The following is a 21,777-nucleotide window of genomic DNA, read 5'->3' as shown; positions in this document are numbered from 1 at the left end:
TCTTATTCTTACGACTACCTATCCTCTCCCACACACGTTAAAACAATCTGCTAAGGATCCGAATTTTCTTCTTTCCCTATCTTCTGATATCGTCATAGGGAAAGGAGAGCCTCTTCTTATAGCAGGCCCCTGCACTCTAGAAAGCTACGAGCATACTGTGACTATCGGTCTTGCTGCCAAAGCAGCAGGAGCTACAGTACTGCGAGGATCGATAAGAAAACCTAGAACAAGCCCCTTCACCTTTCAAGGCTGGGGGAAAGAAAAGGTGATTTGGCATAAAGAAGCTCAGCGTATCCACGGCCTACTTACGGAAACCGAAGTCTTAGATGTTCGTGATGTAGAAATTACAGCAGAAAACGTGGATTTTCTTCGTATCGGAGCAAGGAATATGCAAAACTTTGTCCTGCTTCAAGAAGTCAGCAAAAGTCATCGTCCTGTTATTCTTAAACGTCACCCTTCCGCAACTATAGAAGAGTGGCTATCCTCTGCAGAATATCTTCTGAACTCTCCCTCCTGTCCTGGTGTCATTCTTTGTGAACGCGGTATACGCACTTTTGAAACGTCCACACGGTATACCCTAGACCTGAACACTGTGGCTTTACTTAAAGAAGTGAGTCCTCTTCCCGTGATTGTAGATCCTTCTCATGCCGCGGGGAAACGCTCTTTAGTGCCTCCTCTAGCAAAAGCTGCTATGGCGGCGGGTGCTGATGGCTTAATGATAGAAATACATGAGTCTCCAGAAAAAGCTCTCTGTGATGGGAAACAACACATCACACCTGAAGAACTTAGTGATCTATTCGCATCCATAAGAGAGACGTACTCTATCTGCCAAGGAAGCCATAGATAGGAATTTTCCCCTGCAAAATCACAACCACACAAAAACGTGGAGGTGATCTTAAGGGCTACTTTACAATTAAAAATAACTAATCAGTGGAAATATAAAAATCTTTAATAACGATGCGTTAAATTTATTTTAAAAAATTATATTGCAAAGTTTTGCATGTTTAACTATTTGATTATCAAATAACAATGAAGGAATAAGAGTATTTTCTTCATGGAGGTATATGGTAAAACAAACATGCAAACTCTACCTTTTACAATGTCTATTTTATGCTTTATACTGGCTAATTTATTATTGTAGAAAAATACTCCAAGGCATCCCTAACCATCCCGACGAACCTTTATTCCAAGCCTTCTTATCTTCTTTTATAGAACTCCTTTCTAGTTTAAAACACCTTCCGAATCCTGACTCAAGACAAGCTTAACTACGCAACTCACCTTCTTGTGAAAACAAGAAGGTGAGCACAGACACCAGGTGTACAGAAAAAGATCATCGAAAACAGAGAATCAGACTTTCTCTTCAGAAGGCTTTCCGATGTACACGTATAAAATTTCGATAAAAATAAAAGCTGTAAGAGAGCTTAACCAAGCAATCAAATCTCTAGAGAAAGGAATGGTGATGAAATACCCACTGATATACACGCCTCCTCCTATGAGCACCGCTGCCCAAGCTGCAAGAGTGCTAGCTTGATAGCGCGTGAGAAGAGCCGTACCTAGAGGCACAGAAAGACAACACACGGACAGACCATAGCTTAGCATCAGCAAATCCACAATATTGCTAAAGCCTAAAGCAGCAACAGGAGCGAGTACTGCAATCATGCCAATAAGGTAGCGGTAGTTTAATGAAGATAGTTGAGGCACTTCTTCACTAATAAGCTGAGCAACAGCACTAATCAAAGAATCTGCTGTAGAGAGTATGGCCACACCAATGGCTGCTGCCATAATAGCTGCTAATGATGGTCCGCTTACATAAGCTACGGTATCAATAAGCACACAGCCTTGAGAAATCCCCAATTTTGCTCCTAGAGAGCCTAAAAATAATGGAATAAGATTAAACAAAAGAATTACGATCCCAGCAAATATTGCTGCCCATTGGAGTCTTCGCGGTGAGGAGGCAGCAACACAACGTTGTGCCATATCCTGCTCGACAACCATAAAGACCATAGGCATGAAAATCCATCCGGGAAGCTTGCTTGTTGGTAGGGGTTCAAAAACAGAGGGAGATACGATTTGCGTAAACTTAGATGAGCCATACCAAACAGAAACAGCACAAGTGATCACAGCAATAAGCAGAAATAACGCCTGAACGATATCTGTTCTGACAACACCACGAAATCCTCCCGTAGAAGTATAAAATACGAGCGTGATCCAGAAAATAGCGGTGAGATATTTGCCGTAAGAGAAAACGCCGAATAGCTTATCCAAAGCGACTATCTGCGCTACAAGAATAAAAAACAAAGATAGAGCTGAGAGAAGAAAGGCCATTTTACGTAGCTTTTTTGATTTATACACACTCTCAAAAAGCGTAACTACGGTAACAATCGATCCCGAAGCCAATTTCCTTCCGGGCCCCACACCAAGGAATATCAAACCTAAAGCCACACCCAAAGGATACAAGATCACTCCATAACCGTAACGTGCGGCTTCTTCAGCTGCACCTAGGAGTACCCCACCACCAATTTGTGTAGCGATAAACGTCATCGTTAAAGAAAACGTTTTTAAACTTCTTCCTGCGAGGAAATACCCCTCACGATCCTGAACTGTAGAGCCGCCTCGACGACCTACAAATATACATAAGGCCTGAACGCCAAGCAAACAACATAAAAATAATCCAAAATTCATTGCGAAACTCTTAACTGTAAAAATAAACAGGCCGAAGAACAACTATCGGAGAAGACAGAGTTACCTCCTATCTTCGGCAAAAAATTTACTTAAAAAACAGTGAGATTCGATGGAGATAGCGACCAGAATAACGAAAACTTAAAGAAAATAAGGAAGCGCGAAGCATTTTCAAAGAAAAATGTAGTGTTGGCATATTGAAAAATCCCTGCGCTTTAGACTTTCATACTAGATTAAAATAAGTGCTCTTAAAAATCTATAAAAACTATCTAGTTTCTTTTTTATATTAAAAATTTATTGAAAAAACTCCTTTTTATTTTAAAAAGAAACTAACAAACAAGATAAATTAACTATGACAAATAATAATACTGAAAAGAAGCCTACTCTCTATTTAAAAAAATTTACTTATCACCTAATCCAAATTGTGGATGAATTTTTAGAAGCATTGGAGAAACCACGTAAATCTTTATTTTCTAAAGAGGAATGTGAGCAAGCCTTATCTACATTAATTGAAGAATTAGAAAAGTACAAAATGAACTTAGACGACCTTGCTATGGACCCAACACATCCACTAAACAATCTCGTCAAACTAAAAGAAACGGATCTACTTAAATAGAGCGAATAAAGCCCCTGCTGCTGCACAACGCAGCGAAGGGGGTTCATGGTAACAACATTCCAGAAGGAAATCCACACCCTCGGTATTTTCCGAAAAAGCGATACCTTCTAAAATAGCCAGTTTATCTTGCCAACGACTTTCAGGATAGAGCTGCATCGCTTGATGCAGAGATTCGCTATTTTTTTTCTGACACAAGCGAGCTAAAGTTGACTCTAACTTAGAAGCAAAACTTTTATCTGCAGTCCATATCTGCGCCGTTTGCTCATCTCCTTCTTCCCAGAATAATCCTGAAAAAAAACTCCAGCCATGTTGTTGCCGATTAGCAAGAAAATCTCCCGTAACTTTTTTTACTTTACTATATTTTGATACAGCAAGCAAACGGATCAGCTTTCTCCCTATCTCTCTTTTTACCATATCAAAATAGAGAGGGAGGGAAGCACTTTTAGGGTTCCACTGTGAACTCCAAAGAAACTGTTCTATAGCCCAGCACATCTCAGGATCGCTGATAAAATCAGCGATAACATCACCAGCTCTTTCCACATGCGTACGACTGACAAGCAGTAAAATCGCGAGATTTGCTGCGGCTCTCCTGGAGACCACAATATTCAGATACCTATCAGCAAGATCTTTTCCACCTATGCCTAAAGAACATACGGCAGCAGATGCTGACTCACAAATCGAGGCGAGAGGAGAAAGTAAACCTTGTACTAGCAACTCTTCCCCTAAAGGATCTCTTTGAAGATAGAGAAGAGCTGCTGCTTGTAGACGTACTTTGGGGAAGGGAGACGTTTGCGCAATATAGCGCACTTGATCAGCAACTTTTTTTGATTTACAGCTCACCTCGCGTCCACAAGACAATGCTGCGCGTAATGCCGCTTCTTGAACTTCAGGGTACTGAATCGATAATAAATCCAGGAGCACACTCTCATCTTTTTCTTCCCCCACATGATGCAAGAGTTCGCAGGCAAATAAAGCCTGATCCATATCTTCTTGTACTCTAGATCTAGAAAGCAAATGTGGGGTAAGCATGAGAGAAGCTTTCCACGCTTCCCTACGTTCCTCACCGTCGACAAGTTTGTTATTCGCACGTTCTTGAAGATAAGGAAGGAGTTCTTCAATGTCTAAAATCGCAGCAATTTGGTATGCCATCATACGCACTTGCATAGAATCATCATGACGCGCAATTTTACAGACAGCATCTTTTAAACTCTGCGATCCATACTGCAAGACTACCTGTAGACCCAAGGTACGCACAATCACGCTATCATCGGACAGACTCGCCAGAACAAGAGGGACTAAACGAAAGTCTCTGGCTAAGCCTATAGACAGTATACTCACTGCGCGTACAGTCATCGAAGGGTGGCGCATACCATCGGAAAGAACTTGTTGAGCAAAATCTTCTAAAGTATCGCGATCTTTAGCAAGTTGTGGGTAGCGTTTACGTGCTTTAGTAAACTCCCGATGCCAGGATGCGTAATCCTTCCCCTGTGCTAATGCTTTTAGAGCAAGTCGAGTTTCGGAGAGCGAACATTCGGAAGAGGACAACAGGGCCTTAGCTTCCTGAATCGCTCGAGGGAAATCACCAATAAGCAAATGTTGGCGCAAAGATGGCGATCCCTGAGCCACATTCGCTAATAAGGAAAAAAAAATTAGGCAATAGCCCCCAATGAGCTTCCACCTAAAAGATGAATATGTAAATGGAATACGCTCTGTCCCCCGTCAACACCATTATTGATTACAACACGATATCCTTCAGCAATACCAAAAGCTTCCGCTAATTGCTGAATAATTTTTCCTGCTTCAGCAAGTAAAGAAAAATCCTCATCCTGCATATCTTGTAATTTTTCTATGTGTTTTTTAGGAATAATCAACAAATGTACAGCAGCCTGGGGAAAACGATCTTTTATAGCTATAAAATTTTCATTTTCAAAAACTTTTTCGCAATCTATTGAGCCTTCGATAATTCTTTCAAAAATGGTCATACTAATCCTCGATTTTCTAATACCAACTGTAAGGCTCGCCGACAGTGTTCTTTGCTATCCCAAACGGATAAAAACAATCCCTTATGGCAGAAAATTGCTCCAGGAATCCCGCTGATTTCTTCGAGCTCTTTGCCAAGAAGTCCTGCCCAACTTTCTGGGAAGGGCACACGCACTTCCATACGCCTATCTAAAGTCGGAGGGATCCCCCGAAGAATCCATTGATCACAAGCAGGGAAACAGACAAACGCTGCAGGGTGTTGCTCACCACCTAAAAAAAAGAAATTTTCTTGCCATGCCAACGGACGATCAAAAAATAAACAAAATTCATCTTTTTCCATGGCAGATCTGACAACATCTCTACACATGCGATCGTAGCGAAACTTATTTCTCAAACGCTTCAATAAGTCGATAGTAAATTTTAAAGAGAAAAAGAAATCCGCATCCGAAGCATTCCTCCCTTCTTCAGGATTGTAGATTTTAATTATATCAGAAAAAGAACAAAAGCCTTCTTTGGAAAAAAACCTTCCATTGTCTTGTTCATCGATGCCATGAATTAACGTATGATTGAGAAAATGATATTCTTCTAGATCGATAAGTCGTTGTTCCTTAAGATAATGCAATACCATTCCTGCGCTACTCCAAGGTCCTTCATAGGATACCTGGTGGTGATCAAATCTTTTTTGATCTGGGGAATAGACTCCACCGACATCACACACATATTCGCACTCTGCGAGCTTTTCAGGATTTCGCGTACGGATGACCTTCTCTTCATCAACAAGATCGAACAAAATAAGTAAAGCACACGCTGTAACCTCATCAGCATGAAAAGAACCGTCGTGTGTACCAACGCTTCTTGGAATTCGCATATTTCCCATCCTTCTTAAAAACCCTCCATTGTATCCAGAGAAAAATAATTCTCAATCGCAAAGACATTTCTTTGCATTTTCTTAAAAATCTTTTTCATCTAAAACAAGACTCTCAAGCTATAAAAGCCTATTTTTTTTGGAGGATATATGTATAACTTATTCCACAGGAACCACGACGCAACTTCTCCTGATGGGTACCTTACGTCTCCCCTGCATATGCTATCGCCGAATACATACGAGGGGGAAATAGAAATACTAAATATCCCCGAGTACTTCTTGGGTTTTCATTTACCTCAGCATTGCTTACATCTCAATCTAAAAAGCTCACTAGCACAATTAGGGGTTGATGCCAAAATTAAAGAAATAGAATTAAGTAAAGAATGTTCCCGAGCACGTTTACTACTACAAATTAGCAGTCACGACCCCGTAGCTTCTGTGATGCTCACCCTGTTAGAACCCGGGGATTACATTGCAAAATTATTCGCTGCAGATGACCGTCGACTCGTACGCTCCCCACAATACCTAGAAAGAATGCTCAAACATACCGATAAAGCAGGAATGCCTTTGTTATGTTTTGGTAAGAAATTAGAACATCTCATTTCTTTAGATGTTATTGACGACCGCCTTGTCGTGACCCTACCGACTCTTCCCGGAGTCATTCACTATGATCATAAGATTTATGGCCTCCTTCCTTTAATAGGAAAAGCATTAGGCCAGCCTAACATGAGAGTACGAAATTTCCTATCCCTGTACCAACATAAAATAGAACGTGAAAAACTGCCCCTTCGTGATCATATTTTACTTATAAAAACAGAGCCTTTACATATCCGTACGGTATTTGCTCGTGTTGTCGACGCACTCCTTCCCCAAGGAATACAACATACCGCAGCGAATATTTTAGAGCCTACCACACAAGAATCCGGAGATATTTACGAATTTTATGGATCTTCCACAGTTCCCGTGGAGACGATTCCTTTAGAATTCTTCACTATAGAACCCTATAAAGAACACTCTTTCTTCTGTTATCGAGATTTCCTAAAATCCTCTTTAGAGTCCGAACAATGTCTTTTCAATATTTTTGAAACAACACCAGGTACCCAAGAAAAAGCTGCCACATTTATTTCCAAAGGTAGTGAAATCCTCGAATTATCACAAAACTCTTGGTTGATAGGATCGGCCAAATCCCTACACGACAAAAAAAATCCTTATCCCGAAAACCTTCAAGAATACATCGAAGAACAACCCTGTTTCCCCTTCTTACAAGCTATGGAAACAGGACACATTACCAGCGAAGGAGTACTTTTCTCTCGTTATTTCCCTTCTTCTTGTCTGAAAGGTATGTTGCTTTCCTATCACGTCAACTACTATCTAAAACACATCTATTTCCAAATACCTTCATACAATTATGGCGAGTATTTTTCTGAGCATGACCGCGCTTTACTTATGGACTTATACTTTGCAGGAATTCCTACGTTCTGGGTAGACAAAGTTTCTAAACACGTTTTGCAATACGTAAAACGCCGTGGAAAAGATTCAGGAATGTTCGTGCCTATAACACGCACCCAAGAATTTCGCTCTGCGTACTTTATTGGCATTCACGGCTCTTGCATGATTTCAGAGGGGTATAAAGAAGATCTCAAGGAATTATTGCAAGGAATTCAAAATCTTATTCAAACCTTCCCTATTCCTGGATTTCCTCCCCATACCCCCTTAGCCATCATGACTGGAGGAGGACCAGGAGCCATGGCCGTAGGTAACGAGGTTGCTACAGAGCTCAACCTTCTCTCTTGTGGAAACATTATCGATTTCGAGCAGTCCCCAATGAAAAACCAAGGGATGAACCCCTACATACAAGCGAAAATGACCTACAGGCTCTCCTCGTTAATTCAACGTCAAGAGCACTTCCATGTAGATCTGGCTTTATTTGTCACTGGAGGCATGGGAACAGATTTTGAATTTTGTCTCGAGCTTATCAGTATAAAAACAGGGAAAAAACCTCCTGTTCCTATATTTTTAATTGGTCCTGCTGCGTATTGGAGAGAGAAAGTAACCCCCATCTACCAAACCAATTGCAAAACTGGAACCAACCGCGGTTCTGAATGGGTAAGCAATTGCGTATTTTGTATTTCTTCCCCTCAAGCTGGTATAGAAATTTTCCAAAGATATATCACGAACACGTTACCTATAGGCCCCGAACATCCTCCTTATCCCGACGGATTTTTAGAAGTATGATTAGAAGCCATAGGTTAAGCGAAAGCCGTAATAATTACACGGCTCTCGCACAAACTGACCCTCTTTAGAAAATCCTTGATGGTATTCGACAAATGCACGGATTTTTCTGCCAACATCTCGAAATTTTGACCACTCCATACCTAGGATATAGGTCTGATCAATTCCAAAATGCTGTTCTTCCCAGAAGCGAAAATGCATAGCGAAAATCGGCTGAGCATGTAAATTCCCCTCTCGCAATCCAAAAGGACGTAATTCTGCTCCTGCTTCTATATATAAAGGACGTTCTGGGAAAGTTAAATCTCTACTGATAATGTAACCTACTCCCCCGTACACGCGTATCTGCGGGTTATAGTGCAAGGAAGCAAAAATATCGATGCCCTCATCACTGAGGTTAAATCTTGGGAAATCGGGATGTGTTAAAAGAAATTCATCTCCCAAATGCGAAGAAAGATGCCAAAGACGTAAACGGAAACTCCATTTATCCACAGCAAATCCTAACAAACCTGCAACGAAAAAGTCAGAGTTGACCATGCAGGAATCCGGATGATCTAAATCGAAAACGGAAAAAACTCCGCCTTGAATGCCAATATCTACATCCCCATGGAAACGAGAAACATCGAAAAGGCGTAACAAAATGAAGTCCCCACCAAAAATAGCAGAGCCTACTCGGTTCCCAACAACCTTCTCATTAAAACGAATGCCCGCACTATTTGTTACCTGGCGAGGATCTGCAATTAACGGTGCAAAGAGAATCGTATTTTGTGGTAACCATACCCCTTCTTTACCACAGACAATTTCCGTTCCTAAAGCCTTCTGCTTAGGTAATATAGGACGATCTTCTCTATAACTCTTGCAACACTCTTGATAGGATCTAGTGCAAATTTCTACAGAAGCGATAAACGGGAGATCTTTAATAAACTCTATAATCGCATTAGAAAGTACCGTATCGACAGGAAGGGAGAAGAGATAGGCAACGTTATTCTCGACAACAACCTGAGTACAGCTATCTAAAAAATGCATATCTACGAGGGCTTGTACATACCCTGTAAGATAACAACCATTTTCAGATTCTTGAATATTTTCAGGTAATTGATCCGAGCGGTGAACAGCTTTTTTAAAGCTCTCACAATCAGGACAACGCCCAGCTTCCTGAGCTCCTGCAGTTACACAAGATGAAAAATAGCCAATAAATACTAAACTGCAGAAACGGCAGCCATATCGTAACAGTCTTCCCATGGTATCCACAATCTATAGAAAGAGATGATTTATTTAGCAACACCTCACACATAGATTGAGAAAAATCCCTCTAAATCCCCATCTTCTTCCGAAATACCCTGAGAAGAATATGTGCTTAATAACCAAAAATATTAGAACATAAATTAATTAAATTAAAAAAACAGAAGGACAAAAATAGGGGAATAATTATAGAGAGAAGTACGAGTTTGGAATACTTAAATCGTAGGAAAAGCCCGCCTACGAACCCTCTATCACTCCTAAGCTTGTGATTCTAAATGTAAATTTAGTCGTCACGTAAAAAGAAAACTTTCCCTTTCCCATCCAGTTGCCCCAGTTAACTGGATGGGACCTTTTTATATAAAAAAAACTGCACCTTAAAATATTAAAATGCAGTTCTTCTCTTCGAAATGAAAAATCAGGTCAAACCGAAAATCTATTGTTCAAGACTCTTACCTTCCTGGTCTGCCCAACGAACTCCCTTCTTACCGGTTTTAGGAGCTCCAGGTTGTTTAAGGATTCCCTTGGTCTTTTGATTTTCTAGACGCTGAGATTTTCTCTCGCCCTCTTGTTGAAATTGCACATTAGCCCTAGGAAGTTTTACCCTATCTCTATCCGCTATAGCACCTAAATCTGGGCTAAAACCACTACGACCCTTAGCAGATGGCCCCTCAGTTTTGGATTGTTTCGAAGGACTTTTCGAAGCACCCAATTTACTGGCATCAAGACTCCTCTTAACCCCAGCAGACATCTTCCCAACTTTCGCCACAGCTTCTTTAGCTAAAACTTTCATCTGTGACTGTTGTGGAGCTCCCTGGGACTCTTTCTTGCCACTCACAGGTCCTTTCTTACCGCTAATCTTATCTTGAATCTTGCTTTTTACTTGCTTGGCCGTTTGTGTCAGCATTTTTCCAGCTTTGTAGGCAGCGCGGCTGATCGCATCACTAGCTTTAGCTCCGCTAGCTTTAATTCTTGTACTAATTTGTTCCACCCGACTCGCAGCCCTATGAGCTTTTTCACTCCCGTGCTTACTTACCTTGGATTCGAGATATCCTTGATATCCACGCACACCTTTACGGCCGCGAATAGCTCCTCTTCTTGTGAACTTTCCCCCCACGCCACGGAGAGGATCGCTCTTGCCTCCTCCTTCTGCAGGACCTTGCGATGGTCCAGGAATTGAACTCCCGTAAGGGTTAATTGGATTCATAATTAAACCTAAAATAATTAATTCGCTTTAATTAATTATAAAACTTTATTTGAAAATAAACCCAAATTAAAAGACATGAACAAGATCGTATATATATTAAAATCAAGAAATCTTTATCTTTTTTCAAAAGAGAGAACGAACTTCTGCACTAGAGAACCTTAAGAGAAAACCTGCTTTTGTGCAGAAACAATAGAAAGGTATATAAAAAAAGCAGGGCCTTTCTTAAGATGTCTGACATATGCTACAGATAACGAAACAACCGCAATGCGAAGAAACACTAACTTTTCAAATTTAGAAGCCAACTATCTGTTCTCTGGTATTCGTCAGAAAATCCAAGCTTTCCGTAAAACACATCCCGAAGCTTCTATTATCGACCTATCTATAGGGGATACCTCCTATCCACTACATACATCAGTTATTCATACCTTTACACGGTCTGTAGAAAAGTTAGGAAATCCTAAAACGTATCGTGGATACGGTCCAGAATTGGGTCTGCCTGCTTTGAGGGAAAAACTCTCAGAAGTGTTTTATCATGGCAAAGTTTCCCCCGAAGAGATTTTCATCTCTGAAGGAGCGAAAATGGATATTTTCCGTTTATTTTCCTTATTTGGTCCGGGGAAAACCATAGCCGTGCAAGACCCTTCTTACCCCGTCTATATTGATGCTGCTCTGCTTACAGGAAGTCGTAAGATCCTCAAGCTTCCCTGTACAAAAGAAACACATTTTTTCCCTGTAATTCCTCAAGGCGAGGCTATTGATATTCTCTGTATATGCTCTCCCAATAATCCTACAGGGACTGTATTGAATAGAGAACAGCTTAAAGAACTTGTCGACTATGCAAATGCTCACGGGAGCATTATCTTGTTCGATGCCGCCTATAGCGCGTTTATTTCTGATCCTACCTTACCGAAGAGCATTTTTGAAATCCCTGAAGCGCGTTCTTGTGCTATCGAAGTGAACTCCTTTTCTAAGTCTTTAGGTTTTTCAGGAGTACGTTTGGGATGGAATGTAGTTCCTAAAGATCTTAAATATAGCGACGGTCTCCCCGTAATTCGCGATTGGGAACGTTTGCTATTTACAACATTTAATGGAGCATGTTTACCAGTGCAAGAAGCTGCTATCTCAGGAATTTCTCTATTCCCTAATTTAGAAGCAGTTGCACATTATCGCTACAATAATTCTCTTTTACGTGAAGCACTACAAAAAGCTGAATTCTCAGTATACGGTGGTGAGCAAGCTCCCTACCTATGGGTCGAAGTCCCTGGGAATATCCCAGATGAAGATGTTTTTGACTTTTTCTTACACCAGTATCATATTGCTATTACTCCCGGAAAAGGATTCGGATCATGTGGAAAAGGGTATGTTCGCTTTTCTTCCTTAGGGAAAACAGAAGATATTGTTGCAGCTTGTCAACGTTTAACTCTAACATCTGTGCATGATACCATGGTGTTGTCCCTATGATTCTTCGTAAAATTGCTCAATATATTTTTTTCTTTTCCATTATCTGCTCCTTTATTTCTGTAGTTGTCTCCTCACCTAATCCTGAGCAAGACTCTCCCAAAGTCGCAGTGTTCTTATCTTTCTCTCACTCCATACTCGAAGATTGTAGTCAAAGTTGCATAGATGTTCTAAAGACATTCGAAAACTCTCCAGAAGTGCTGGTCGTTAATGCTGAAGATAGTGTAGTCAAAGCAAGGAAACTTGCGCGCACATTGCACAGCGATCAAAATGTCGTTGCTATTGTCACCCTAGGCTCAATAGCAACAAAAATCATGAGTCAAATCGAAACAAAAAAGCCGATTATCTATGCTGCAGTTCCTGAAGGAGATACTCTAGTTTTTCCTAAAAAACAAACGAATATCTACGGTGTTAACGACTCCCTAGATATCAACCAATGTTGTTTCGCTATACAAGCTGTAAGGACAAACGCCGAGTCATTAGTCTATATAAAACCTGCTGAGCCTTTTCCATCAGCTCTACAACAAGAAATCGAGAAAAAACTCCATGCTTCAGGAATTTCCGTTACAGAAATTCCTGTAACACCAGCGAATTTCAAAACACGTATTCAACAAGCAATAGACAAACGTCCCTCTGCTATTTTTATTCCTTTCTCTTCGCTAGCTCATAAACTCGGAACAGCATTTATTGAAGAAATCCTTAAAGAGAAAATCCCTATCATTACCGATGACTTCTCTTTAGTTGCTGAAGGAGCCTGCGTCGCTTGTGGCGTAGATTTTAAAAGATCCGGCCGACAAGCTGCTCAAATGGTTTACCACCTACTTAACCAACAGCAAGATATCGAAGGATTAAAAAAAATTATCGCCGAGCCGCTACCACAAACAACAACATTTAATGAAGATGTGATCCGCCGTTTAGGTTTAAAAATTAACAGAACAGAACGCAAACAATTCCGTTCTATAATCTTTAAAGATAATAAAGATAAGAAAGCCGCTGTGAAAAGCGACAAACCTGAAACCGATAAAAACTACAGCCCTGCTTAAAATCCCTTTTCTCTCCAATGAGAGACAATCGATTCTGTAGCCTTCGGTAATAAGATTCTTTTGTTCTTGGAAGTCTCTCCCGAAATTAACGTGACGTCACGTTTAGGCAAAGACAATGTTTTGGCTAACAAAGCAATAACTGCTTCGTTAGCCTTTCCTTTTTCTGGGACCTCAGTAACACGTATTTTCAATACCTCACCTTCAAATCCCACAATTTTATTTTCTTTAGATTTTGGGGTGACCTTCACCTCTAAAATCCAATATTCTTGATTCAAAGGGTTACTCCTGAGATATTACAAGATGACCATCAGTTTCGCTTGCCCATGCAGCTAAAGAATGCAGACAAACTCTAGGAGCCCAGTCATGCTTTAAAATTGCTTGGGAAAATCCAGGGCCAGCAACATCATACTTTTCTTTTTCAAAATGCTTTGCAACACGAGAACGATCTAAATGAATAAAAGGTTGGCTGCTCACAAATAAAATACGTTCCGAACCATCTCCATGATACGCGCGAAGTACTTTTAATGTATCATGACGTGTCCCATATTTCTGACCTTCTGCAGGCTCAGCAACTAGAAACTCTACTTCCATACCTCCTGAAAGATCTCTCCAAGAAGAAGGAACAACCATCTGCGTCCAAACAAATCGAGCAATTTCATCTTCTGAGGAAGGAAGTTTATGTTCGGCAGGATTCCAATTTTCTTCTACAGGAAATGGGTTGTGACGATTATCGTAAAATTGATCCGAATCTTCTACTTTTGCATAACGCTCTCTTCTCCCAGATAGGAAAATGATCTTTTTGAAACGCACTCCTCGATGCCATTCTCGGACAAGAAAATCTAAACGCTGACGAATAGTGGCGAGCGTACCGCCAAACACAACAGCACTACCATAAGTAGCTGCATAAGCAGGAACTACCTGCGTCATCCGCAATAAAGAAAGATCATTATAAAAAGCATGATCATCCTTTATTGGTAAAGGATCAAAATCAGCAGCCATACGCTGCTCTCGAGTCAAAAATAAATGCTTGGTTTCCTCGACTAATTCCTCGGGAGTTTCGACCTCAGGTAAATCACACTGTTCTAAAAGATGACTTACAATGGGAAGATACTTTTTAGGAGAACCACAGGAAGGATTTTTATCCGCAAAGGGACAACAACCCGTAATGAGCAGAAATACAACCCCGAAACACACTAACAGTGAGCGTTTTCTTTTGATATTCATAAATAAAGATGTCCTAAACAATCCATAGTAACAAGGGTGAACATACTAGAGAATTTCAAAAAAAACAACTCTCAAACAGATTGTAATAATCCTTATTTATTTAATTTTAAATATCATCAAGATAGATTTTATTATTCTTTTCATCTTGATTATTAACATTTTGTGTATCTATCGTATTGTCTTCAGGACGTCGGATCATCTCCTCATCCGATAAATCCCCCCTTCCAGAAACCGAAGCCCTTAAAGAAGAAGTGTTTTCATGAGACAAAACGCTTCCTGCAGTGGATGCAAAAGGATTTTCAAATTTAGGGTTTTTCTCATCCTGAGCCGCAGAAATAGCTTTCTGGTTACCTCGAAGTTTTTTCCCAATCCACAATAGGAAAAAGAGTAGTTGATCATAAAGAGTGTGAAACATCTGGACTAATGTGTTCCACAACGTTCTCAGCTTATTGATAATAGACTGAAAAAATGGAACTCCCGCCTCCGTCGCCGCTTGAATAAACTCTTCTTCTGTAGGGATAACCAGTTTTTCTAAAGCAATACGCTGATTTTGAATTGCTATAGCTAACTTAGGAACAGCACCAGAGGAATCAATTGTCCAACCTTCGTCACTATGGACCAATCCAAGTTTCTCTAAATACGAACGCACATGATCACTGTGATCTCCAAAAGTATCACGAAATTCCTCTAAAGACATCGACACCAACCCATGGTGTACGTCTCCTAAAGTAGATAATAATCTATGAGATAAACTCTCTAACTCGTTGACCTTACCATTCAATGAGGCGAGTTCACGACGCATGTCAAGATACATCTCGCCTAAATCTAGGTCGTCATTAAGCTGAGATCTTCTAAATACCTGCTTTGCATTAAGTTGCGTTTTCTGAAAATTCTCGATCTTCTTCTTCAACTCATCAACTAAAGCTGTACTGTCTTGAACTCCAGCAAATAAACTTGCCACAGCTTCGTCAATTTTATCCGAATCATCTCTATCCAGGCTCTCTTCATAAAAATCAGTGACTAATTCTGCAGATAAAGCCGCAGCCTCTGGTGAAGTAGGTGATAAACTCGAAGGGGCGCCCACAGCAATGACTGCACCGGCAATATCCTGTATATCAGAGACCGCAGCATCGATGTTCGATAACTCACCAATAGACAAAACTTCGATACTCAACCCTGTCTCAGTAACACCACTTCCGGCTTCCTCTTGATCTTTCGAAGTATCTGCTTGATCCAAACGACTATTGAGATCTTCTGGAATGGGGTTAGGATTTTGACCAGAATTTCCGCTTACTGACGCCATAGAATTACCAAATAAAAATAAAAAAATCTTATTTTTAACTAATTATATTTATATCTAATTACGTATTTATTTTTTAAAAACAAAAGATGAATGTAAATAATATTAACTAAAGTCTATGGGCTACTGTTAACTCTAGTAATTGATCAAGAAAAGGCGCTATGTTAAGATTGGGCGATTCGTAAAGACCAACGTATTTCAGTAAAGAAAAATACTACACACTTCGGTGTCTATCGGTTAAAAAATCAAAAATCTGCGATTGTCCCCCTATGAAAACTTCCCAGCTTTTTTACAAAACTTCTAAAAATGCCAATAAAGAAGCCTCGGTTTTATCTTACGAGCTGTTGGAAAAAGCTGGTTACATTTTCAAGACGGCAAAAGGAATTTACACTTACACCCCACTATTTTGGCGCGTTGCTCGCAAAATGATGGAGATTATTCGTGAAGAACTTAATGCTATTGGAGGTCAAGAACTGGTACTCCCTATCCTACATCCTGCGGAACTTTGGCAAAAAACAGGACGCTGGGAAGCATTTCGCTCAGAGGGTCTTCTCTATACCCTAAAAGATAGAGAAGATAAGGAATTTTGTCTTGCACCCACACACGAAGAAATCGTCTCTTTGTTTGTTTCCCAATGGTTATCAGGAAGAAAACACTTACCTCTCCATCTGTATCAAATTGCTACAAAATTCCGAGATGAGATTCGACCAAGATTCGGCTTAATGCGAGCTAAAGAATTCCTCATGGAGGATAGTTACACATTCTCAGATTCTCCTGAACAAATGAATAAACAGTACGCTAAGCTCCGACAAGCCTACCAAAATATCTTCGATAGATTAGACATCCAATACGTTATTGTAGAGGCTGATGGAGGAAAAATCGGTAAAGGAAAGTCTGAAGAATTTCATGTTCTCAGCTCTTTAGGAGAAGACACAATTTGCGTCAGTGGTCATTACGGAGCCAATATCGAAGCAGCGGTTGCACAACCGCCTCAATATACGTACGATAAAGAATATCTGCCTATAGAAGAAGTATCCACACCTGAGGTACGCACAATAGAAAATCTCCAAGACTTTTTCTCTGTTCCTCCACACCGGATCCTGAAAACTCTTGTAGTTAAGCTCTCCTATGGAGAACAGGATAAATTCGCAGCTATAGGCATCCGAGGAGATCGACAAATCAACCTGACTAAGATCGGTTCCAAACTTAATGCGGATGAATGTTCTCTTGCTTCAGATGAGGAAATACAAAAACATCTAGGAGTAGAGAAAGGATTTATCGGTCCTTTAAACTGTCCTATTGACTTCTATGCCGATGAAACCACGCAATGCATGACGAACTTCATCTGCGCAGGAAACGTCAAAGACAAACATTACAAAAATGTCAATTGGGATCGTGATATTCCTCGTCCCGAATATACAGACTTTCTTCTTGCTGAAGCAGGAGATCTCTGCCCAGCAAACAACAATGCCCCCTATGAAATTTTTGCGGGAGTAGAAGTAGCCCATATTTTCAACCTAGGTACACGCTATACCGAGTGTTTTGAAGTTGTCTTCCAGGATGAGCAAGGCAAACCACAATCCTGTTGGATGGGAACTTACGGTATTGGTATCGGTAGAACCCTAGCTGCATGCATAGAACAACTTGCTGATGATCGGGGTATCGTCTGGCCTAAAGCGATCGCTCCTTTCGACATCACCATTCTCTACAATGGAGGCGATGCCACCTGCGAAGAAGCTGCTGAAAAAATCTATAAAGAATTACAATGCCATGGCTACGCCCCGCTATTAGATGATCGTAATGAAAGACTTGGGTTTAAATTAAAAGATAGCGATCTTATTGGGATTCCATATAAACTCATTCTCGGAAAAACTTTCCTCAATTCAGGGATGTTAGAAATCGAATCTCGATCCATAGAAAAGTTTTCTGTTGAACCAAAAGATTTTTTCAATTGGTGCAAGAGTCATCTTCCAAGCCCTCGTTGTTTTTGCCCTATTTCCTAGAAATAAGTTAGCATTCTTTGAGATTGAGTGCTAAATATCCTTGACCTCAGGAAACCATTTCTCTATAATGGTCTCCAGCGAACATAGTACTTATATTGGAAATCAGTCATGTCTAGGTCGTGGATCTCGAAACGAGAGTCTAAGCTTCTTTACATTCTCTTAACAACGACAGAGCTGTATTTAAAAACAGGTCAACCTGTCGGATCAAAAACTCTGAAAGAATATGAGTGTTCAAATTTGAGCACTGCGACTATCCGCAATTATTTCGCAGAATTAGAAGCTGAAGGTTTTCTAAAGAAAAATCACGTCTCGGGAGGAAGAATTCCCACAGACTTAGCATTCCGTTATTATGTAGACCATCGCGCAGATTGTCCTCAGGAAGATCTTCCCGAAACTACAATGAACCTATTAAACCAACTTCCTGAAGAAAGTCAAAACATTGTTAAAGATTTACAAAAGGCATCCGAACTTTTAGGAGAAGCTTTACAGCTACCTACATGTTTCTCTTCTCCAAGATTTGAAAATGACTCTGTAACCAATATCCAACTTTCTTTGGTAGACGAACAACGCGTTGTTGTTATCCTATCTACGGAATTTGGTCAGATATTTACAGACACCCTCTGGTTAGCCGAAACATCAAACTACGCGTCCTTAAAGCGTATTGAAACGTTTCTTCAAAATTACCTGCGTAAGCAACCTCCTTCAGAGAGTCTCTCACAGAAAGAAGAAGATCTTGGGATGACCCTATATAATGAAGTCGTCGTTCGCTACCTCACACGTTACTGTAATTTCAGCGAAGAAGATTTATACCAAACAGGATTATCTAAACTTCTGAAATACGACGCATTCAAAGATCCCGATATGCTCGCTCTAGGGCTATCATTTTTCGAGAATCGTCGTCATATGTGCAAACTTTTAGATATTGGCATGCACAGAGACCGCCCCACGGCATTTATAGGAAGCGAGCTTTCCGATATTTTTGGTACTCCTAATCCACATTGTGCTGTTATCACGACTCCATACTACATGAATCGCACTCCATTAGGAGCTTTTGGTGTGTTAGGGCCGATAAATCTTCCATACAAGGAGATTTATAAAACCCTCACAATATTTGCAGATAAAGTTAAAGAAAGCCTGACTCAAAGTTTTTATAAATTTAAATTATCCTTCAGAAGACCTTGCCCTTCCGATCCTAAACTCTCCAAAGAACCTACGTTATTAGCAAGGTACTCTTCTATAAAACTATTACCCCCTAAGGAGACGTCATGACAGATTCCTCTAACGAACATGAGGCAGAAAATTCCACAGTTCCTACCCCCGATAACGAGATTCAGGATCTCCAACAAGAAATAGCAACGCTAAAAGCTGAACTAAAAGAAAAAAATGATAAATACTTAATGGTTCTTGCGGAATCAGAAAATGCCCGAAAACGCATGCAAAAAGAGCGTCAAGAAATGATGCAATATGCTGTAGAAAATGCTCTCATAGACTTTTTAGTTCCTATCGAGAGTATGGAAAAAGCTTTAGGTTTTGCCTCACAGATGTCAGACGAGGTGAAAAATTGGGCGCTAGGATTTAACATGATCTTACAACAATTTAAACAGGTCTTTGAAGAGAAAGGCATAGTAGAATACTCTTCTGTAGGACAAAAATTTAATCCATTTTTACATGAAGCAGTAGAAACAGAAGAGACTACAAAATTCCCTGAGGGCACCGTCGTAGAAGAATTTTCTAAAGGTTATAAAATCGGAGATCGTCCTATACGCGTTGCGAAAGTCAAAGTCTCCAAAGCACCCACACCTCAAGGGAAAGAAGAAGAAATAGAAAATAACAACGAATAAACCCCCTAGAAATTAGGTAAGAATTATGAGCGAACAAAAAAAATCTAGTAAAATTATAGGGATAGACTTAGGAACCACAAACTCCTGTGTATCCGTAATGGAAGGTGGGCAAGCTAAAGTCATCGTCTCTTCAGAAGGAACACGTACAACACCATCGATCGTAGCATTCAAAGGAAACGAAACCTTAGTAGGAATTCCTGCAAAAAGACAAGCAGTGACCAATCCTGCCAAAACCCTAGCTTCTACAAAACGTTTCATCGGAAGAAAATATTCTGAAGTAGAATCAGAAATTAAAACAGTTCCCTACCAAGTGGCTGCAGGATCTAATGGTGATGTTGTCTTCCCCATCGATGGGAAACAGTTCACACCCGAAGAAATCGGTGCTCAAGTTCTTATGAAAATGAAAGAGACCGCAGAAGCCTATCTAGGAGAGCCTGTTACAGAAGCTGTGATTACGGTTCCTGCCTACTTCAATGACTCACAAAGAGCTTCTACAAAAGACGCTGGTCGTATCGCTGGCCTAGATGTCAAACGTATCATTCCTGAACCAACAGCTGCAGCTCTTGCCTACGGAATCGATAAAGCTGGTGATAAGAAAATCGCCGTTTTCGATCTTGGAGGAGGAACTTTCGATATCTCTATTTTAGAAATTGGTGATGGCGTATTCGAAGTGCTCTCTACAAATGGTGATACCCACCTAGGCGGAGACGATTTCGATGAAGTGATCATTAAATGGATGATCGAAGAATTCCAAAAACAAGAAGGCATCGATCTCAGCAAAGACAACATGGCTCTGCAAAGACTCAAAGATGCTGCTGAAAAAGCAAAAATCGAACTTTCTGGAATGTCTTCCACAGAAATTAACCAGCCGTTCATCACTATGGATGCTAACGGACCTAAACACTTAACATTAACATTAACACGTGCGCACTTTGAAAAGCTCGCTTCTAGCCTAATTGAACGTACAAAAGCGCCATGTCAAAAAGCTTTAGCAGACGCTAAACTTTCCGCAAGCGATATCGATGACGTATTGCTCGTTGGAGGTATGTCCAGAATGCCTGCAGTTCAAGAGGTTGTAAAATCTATTTTTGGTAAAGAACCAAATAAAGGAGTCAATCCTGATGAGGTTGTCGCTATTGGAGCTGCAATTCAAGGTGGTGTGCTTGGCGGCGAAGTGAAAGATGTTTTACTACTCGACGTAATTCCTCTTTCCTTAGGTATCGAAACTCTCGGCGGTGTGATGACTCCCCTCGTAGAGAGAAATACCACGATCCCTACACAGAAAAAACAAATTTTCTCCACAGCTGCTGATAACCAACCCGCAGTAACTATTGTTGTCTTACAAGGAGAACGTCCTATGGCAAAAGACAACAAAGAAATTGGAAGATTTGATCTTACAGATATCCCACCAGCACCTCGAGGACATCCTCAAATCGAAGTCACCTTTGATATCGATGCTAATGGAATTCTTCACGTATCTGCAAAAGATGCTGCTAGTGGCCGTGAACAAAAAATTCGTATCGAAGCAAGCTCTGGATTAAAAGAAGAAGAAATCCAAAGAATGATCAACGATGCGGAGAAAAATAAAGAAGAAGATAAAAAACGCCGCGAAGCTTCCGATGTAAGAAACGAAGCTGACAGTATGATCTTCAGAGCTGAAAAGGCGATCAACGATTACAAAGAGAATATACCTGAATCTCTAACAAAAGAAATCGAAGAGCGTATAGAAAAAGTACGCACGGCTCTTAAAGAAGATGCTCCTACCGAGAAAATCAAAGAAGCTTCTGATGAACTTAGTCGTCATATGCAAAAGATCGGAGAAGCCATGCAGTCGCAATCCGCATCAGCTGCAGCAAACGCTCAAGGTGGGCCTAACATCAATACAGAAGATCTGAAAAAACACAGTTTCAGTACGAAACCACCAGCAGGAAACGCTTCTTCAAGTACAAATAACGAAAACATTGAAGAGGCAGATGTGGAAATCGTAGATAAACCTAACGATTAATATCCTGAAAATCTTATCTTTGATTCCCTATTTCTCTAAGAGGGATAGGGAATTTTCTTTTTAATCCTATCCATAAAAATATCTTTAA

General features: G+C 40.4%; 19 protein-coding genes. 10 read left to right on the top strand and 9 right to left on the bottom strand.

Annotation, left to right across the window (positions count from 1 at the left end; genetic code table 11):
- The first annotated feature begins 4 nt into the window (after window positions 1-4).
- Both aroF and G5O_RS06470 read left to right on the top strand, forming a co-directional pair.
- The gene (aroF, locus tag G5O_RS06475; protein ID WP_028444368.1) at window positions 5-847 is read left to right on the top strand and encodes a 3-deoxy-7-phosphoheptulonate synthase; all 843 of its coding nucleotides are present in this window, start codon (window positions 5-7) and stop codon (window positions 845-847) included.
- A 217-nt stretch (window positions 848-1,064) separates the two neighbouring features.
- On the top strand, window positions 1,065-1,265 hold the full coding sequence (locus G5O_RS06470; protein WP_006342937.1) for a hypothetical protein: 201 nt from the start codon (window positions 1,065-1,067) through the stop codon (window positions 1,263-1,265).
- An 82-nt stretch (window positions 1,266-1,347) separates the two neighbouring features.
- Here G5O_RS06470 and G5O_RS06465 read toward each other — a convergent pair whose 3' ends face one another.
- Complete coding sequence (locus tag G5O_RS06465; RefSeq protein ID WP_006342936.1) at window positions 1,348-2,682, bottom strand: sodium:solute symporter family protein; 1,335 nt, start codon at window positions 2,680-2,682, stop codon at window positions 1,348-1,350.
- 349 nt (window positions 2,683-3,031) lie between these two features.
- Here G5O_RS06465 and G5O_RS06460 point away from each other — a divergent pair, with 349 nt between their 5' ends.
- Window positions 3,032-3,295 carry a hypothetical protein gene (locus G5O_RS06460; protein ID WP_006342935.1) on the top strand — a complete coding sequence of 88 codons (264 nt, stop codon included), beginning with the start codon at window positions 3,032-3,034 and terminating at the stop codon, window positions 3,293-3,295.
- Here the strand turns inward: G5O_RS06460 and G5O_RS06455 are convergent.
- The 3 genes from G5O_RS06455 to G5O_RS06445 are packed head-to-tail and all read right to left on the bottom strand — an operon-like array spanning window position 3,284 to window position 6,143.
- Window positions 3,284-4,900 carry a HEAT repeat domain-containing protein gene (locus G5O_RS06455; protein WP_013462614.1) on the bottom strand — a complete coding sequence of 539 codons (1,617 nt, stop codon included), beginning with the start codon at window positions 4,898-4,900 and terminating at the stop codon, window positions 3,284-3,286. The two genes, G5O_RS06460 and G5O_RS06455, sit on opposite strands and share 12 nt — an antisense overlap.
- A gap of 44 nt (window positions 4,901-4,944) precedes the next feature.
- Window positions 4,945-5,277 (bottom strand): histidine triad nucleotide-binding protein, encoded by a 333-nt coding sequence (locus G5O_RS06450; RefSeq protein WP_006342933.1) that lies wholly within the window; start codon window positions 5,275-5,277, stop codon window positions 4,945-4,947.
- Window positions 5,274-6,143 carry an MYG1 family protein gene (locus G5O_RS06445; protein ID WP_013462613.1) on the bottom strand — a complete coding sequence of 290 codons (870 nt, stop codon included), beginning with the start codon at window positions 6,141-6,143 and terminating at the stop codon, window positions 5,274-5,276. The genes G5O_RS06450 and G5O_RS06445 overlap by 4 nt, the downstream gene beginning before the upstream one ends.
- A 147-nt stretch (window positions 6,144-6,290) precedes the next feature.
- On the opposite strand from G5O_RS06445, the gene G5O_RS06440 reads away from it, so the two are divergent.
- Window positions 6,291-8,375, top strand: a complete 2,085-nt coding sequence (locus G5O_RS06440) for an LOG family protein (protein WP_006342930.1) — start codon at window positions 6,291-6,293, stop codon at window positions 8,373-8,375.
- Here G5O_RS06440 and G5O_RS06435 read toward each other — a convergent pair whose 3' ends face one another.
- Together G5O_RS06435 and G5O_RS06430 are read right to left on the bottom strand one after the other, a co-directional pair.
- Complete coding sequence (locus G5O_RS06435; protein ID WP_006342929.1) at window positions 8,376-9,611, bottom strand: DUF1207 domain-containing protein; 1,236 nt, start codon at window positions 9,609-9,611, stop codon at window positions 8,376-8,378.
- A gap of 433 nt (window positions 9,612-10,044) precedes the next feature.
- On the bottom strand, window positions 10,045-10,815 hold the full coding sequence (locus G5O_RS06430) for a hypothetical protein (RefSeq protein WP_006342928.1): 771 nt from the start codon (window positions 10,813-10,815) through the stop codon (window positions 10,045-10,047).
- 264 nt (window positions 10,816-11,079) lie between these two features.
- Between G5O_RS06430 and G5O_RS06425 the strand changes: the two genes are divergently transcribed.
- Together G5O_RS06425 and G5O_RS06420 are read left to right on the top strand one after the other, a co-directional pair.
- The gene (locus G5O_RS06425) at window positions 11,080-12,276 is read left to right on the top strand and encodes an LL-diaminopimelate aminotransferase (RefSeq protein ID WP_006342927.1); all 1,197 of its coding nucleotides are present in this window, start codon (window positions 11,080-11,082) and stop codon (window positions 12,274-12,276) included.
- On the top strand, window positions 12,273-13,316 hold the full coding sequence (locus tag G5O_RS06420) for an ABC transporter substrate-binding protein (RefSeq protein ID WP_006342926.1): 1,044 nt from the start codon (window positions 12,273-12,275) through the stop codon (window positions 13,314-13,316). Before G5O_RS06425 ends, G5O_RS06420 begins: the two co-directional genes overlap by 4 nt.
- Here G5O_RS06420 and G5O_RS06415 read toward each other — a convergent pair.
- The 3 genes from G5O_RS06415 to G5O_RS06405 form a co-directional block, all read right to left on the bottom strand.
- The gene (locus G5O_RS06415; RefSeq protein WP_006342925.1) at window positions 13,313-13,591 is read right to left on the bottom strand and encodes a DUF167 domain-containing protein; all 279 of its coding nucleotides are present in this window, start codon (window positions 13,589-13,591) and stop codon (window positions 13,313-13,315) included. The two genes, G5O_RS06420 and G5O_RS06415, sit on opposite strands and share 4 nt — an antisense overlap.
- A 4-nt stretch (window positions 13,592-13,595) precedes the next feature.
- Window positions 13,596-14,540, bottom strand: a complete 945-nt coding sequence (locus G5O_RS06410) for a hypothetical protein (RefSeq protein WP_006342924.1) — start codon at window positions 14,538-14,540, stop codon at window positions 13,596-13,598.
- Between the two features lie 106 nt (window positions 14,541-14,646).
- Complete coding sequence (locus tag G5O_RS06405) at window positions 14,647-15,843, bottom strand: CT392 family protein (RefSeq protein ID WP_006342923.1); 1,197 nt, start codon at window positions 15,841-15,843, stop codon at window positions 14,647-14,649.
- 266 nt (window positions 15,844-16,109) lie between these two features.
- Between G5O_RS06405 and G5O_RS06400 the strand changes: the two genes are divergently transcribed.
- The 4 genes from G5O_RS06400 to dnaK all read left to right on the top strand — a co-directional run bounded on the left by G5O_RS06400 (window position 16,110) and on the right by dnaK (window position 21,689).
- On the top strand, window positions 16,110-17,843 hold the full coding sequence (locus G5O_RS06400; RefSeq protein WP_006342922.1) for a proline--tRNA ligase: 1,734 nt from the start codon (window positions 16,110-16,112) through the stop codon (window positions 17,841-17,843).
- A 108-nt stretch (window positions 17,844-17,951) separates the two neighbouring features.
- Window positions 17,952-19,112 (top strand): heat-inducible transcriptional repressor HrcA, encoded by a 1,161-nt coding sequence (hrcA, locus tag G5O_RS06395; RefSeq protein ID WP_006342921.1) that lies wholly within the window; start codon window positions 17,952-17,954, stop codon window positions 19,110-19,112.
- A complete protein-coding gene (locus tag G5O_RS06390) occupies window positions 19,109-19,684 on the top strand; it encodes a nucleotide exchange factor GrpE (RefSeq protein ID WP_006342920.1) in 576 nt (191 codons plus the stop codon). The genes hrcA and G5O_RS06390 overlap by 4 nt, the downstream gene beginning before the upstream one ends.
- 25 nt (window positions 19,685-19,709) lie before the next feature.
- On the top strand, window positions 19,710-21,689 hold the full coding sequence (gene dnaK / locus G5O_RS06385) for a molecular chaperone DnaK (RefSeq protein ID WP_013462611.1): 1,980 nt from the start codon (window positions 19,710-19,712) through the stop codon (window positions 21,687-21,689).
- Window positions 21,690-21,777 lie beyond the last annotated feature (88 nt).

Origin of the sequence: Chlamydia psittaci 6BC, assembly GCF_000204255.1 — a bacterium.
GTDB classification, from domain to species: domain Bacteria; phylum Chlamydiota; class Chlamydiia; order Chlamydiales; family Chlamydiaceae; genus Chlamydia; species Chlamydia psittaci.
Note: the sequence above shows the minus strand (reverse complement) of the source record. Positions and strands in the feature narration are given on the sequence as shown.

Coding starts and splice junctions, on each gene's coding strand:
- G5O_RS06470 (WP_006342937.1), top strand. CDS start 1,065: ATGGTAAAACAAACATGCAAACTCTACCTTTTACAATGTCTATTTTAT.
- G5O_RS06465 (WP_006342936.1), bottom strand. CDS start 2,682: ATGAATTTTGGATTATTTTTATGTTGTTTGCTTGGCGTTCAGGCCTTA.
- G5O_RS06460 (WP_006342935.1), top strand. CDS start 3,032: ATGACAAATAATAATACTGAAAAGAAGCCTACTCTCTATTTAAAAAAA.
- G5O_RS06450 (WP_006342933.1), bottom strand. CDS start 5,277: ATGACCATTTTTGAAAGAATTATCGAAGGCTCAATAGATTGCGAAAAA.
- G5O_RS06445 (WP_013462613.1), bottom strand. CDS start 6,143: ATGCGAATTCCAAGAAGCGTTGGTACACACGACGGTTCTTTTCATGCT.
- G5O_RS06440 (WP_006342930.1), top strand. CDS start 6,291: ATGTATAACTTATTCCACAGGAACCACGACGCAACTTCTCCTGATGGG.
- G5O_RS06435 (WP_006342929.1), bottom strand. CDS start 9,611: ATGGGAAGACTGTTACGATATGGCTGCCGTTTCTGCAGTTTAGTATTT.
- G5O_RS06430 (WP_006342928.1), bottom strand. CDS start 10,815: ATGAATCCAATTAACCCTTACGGGAGTTCAATTCCTGGACCATCGCAA.
- G5O_RS06425 (WP_006342927.1), top strand. CDS start 11,080: ATGCGAAGAAACACTAACTTTTCAAATTTAGAAGCCAACTATCTGTTC.
- G5O_RS06420 (WP_006342926.1), top strand. CDS start 12,273: ATGATTCTTCGTAAAATTGCTCAATATATTTTTTTCTTTTCCATTATC.
- G5O_RS06410 (WP_006342924.1), bottom strand. CDS start 14,540: ATGAATATCAAAAGAAAACGCTCACTGTTAGTGTGTTTCGGGGTTGTA.
- G5O_RS06405 (WP_006342923.1), bottom strand. CDS start 15,843: ATGGCGTCAGTAAGCGGAAATTCTGGTCAAAATCCTAACCCCATTCCA.
- G5O_RS06400 (WP_006342922.1), top strand. CDS start 16,110: ATGAAAACTTCCCAGCTTTTTTACAAAACTTCTAAAAATGCCAATAAA.
- hrcA (WP_006342921.1), top strand. CDS start 17,952: ATGTCTAGGTCGTGGATCTCGAAACGAGAGTCTAAGCTTCTTTACATT.
- G5O_RS06390 (WP_006342920.1), top strand. CDS start 19,109: ATGACAGATTCCTCTAACGAACATGAGGCAGAAAATTCCACAGTTCCT.
- dnaK (WP_013462611.1), top strand. CDS start 19,710: ATGAGCGAACAAAAAAAATCTAGTAAAATTATAGGGATAGACTTAGGA.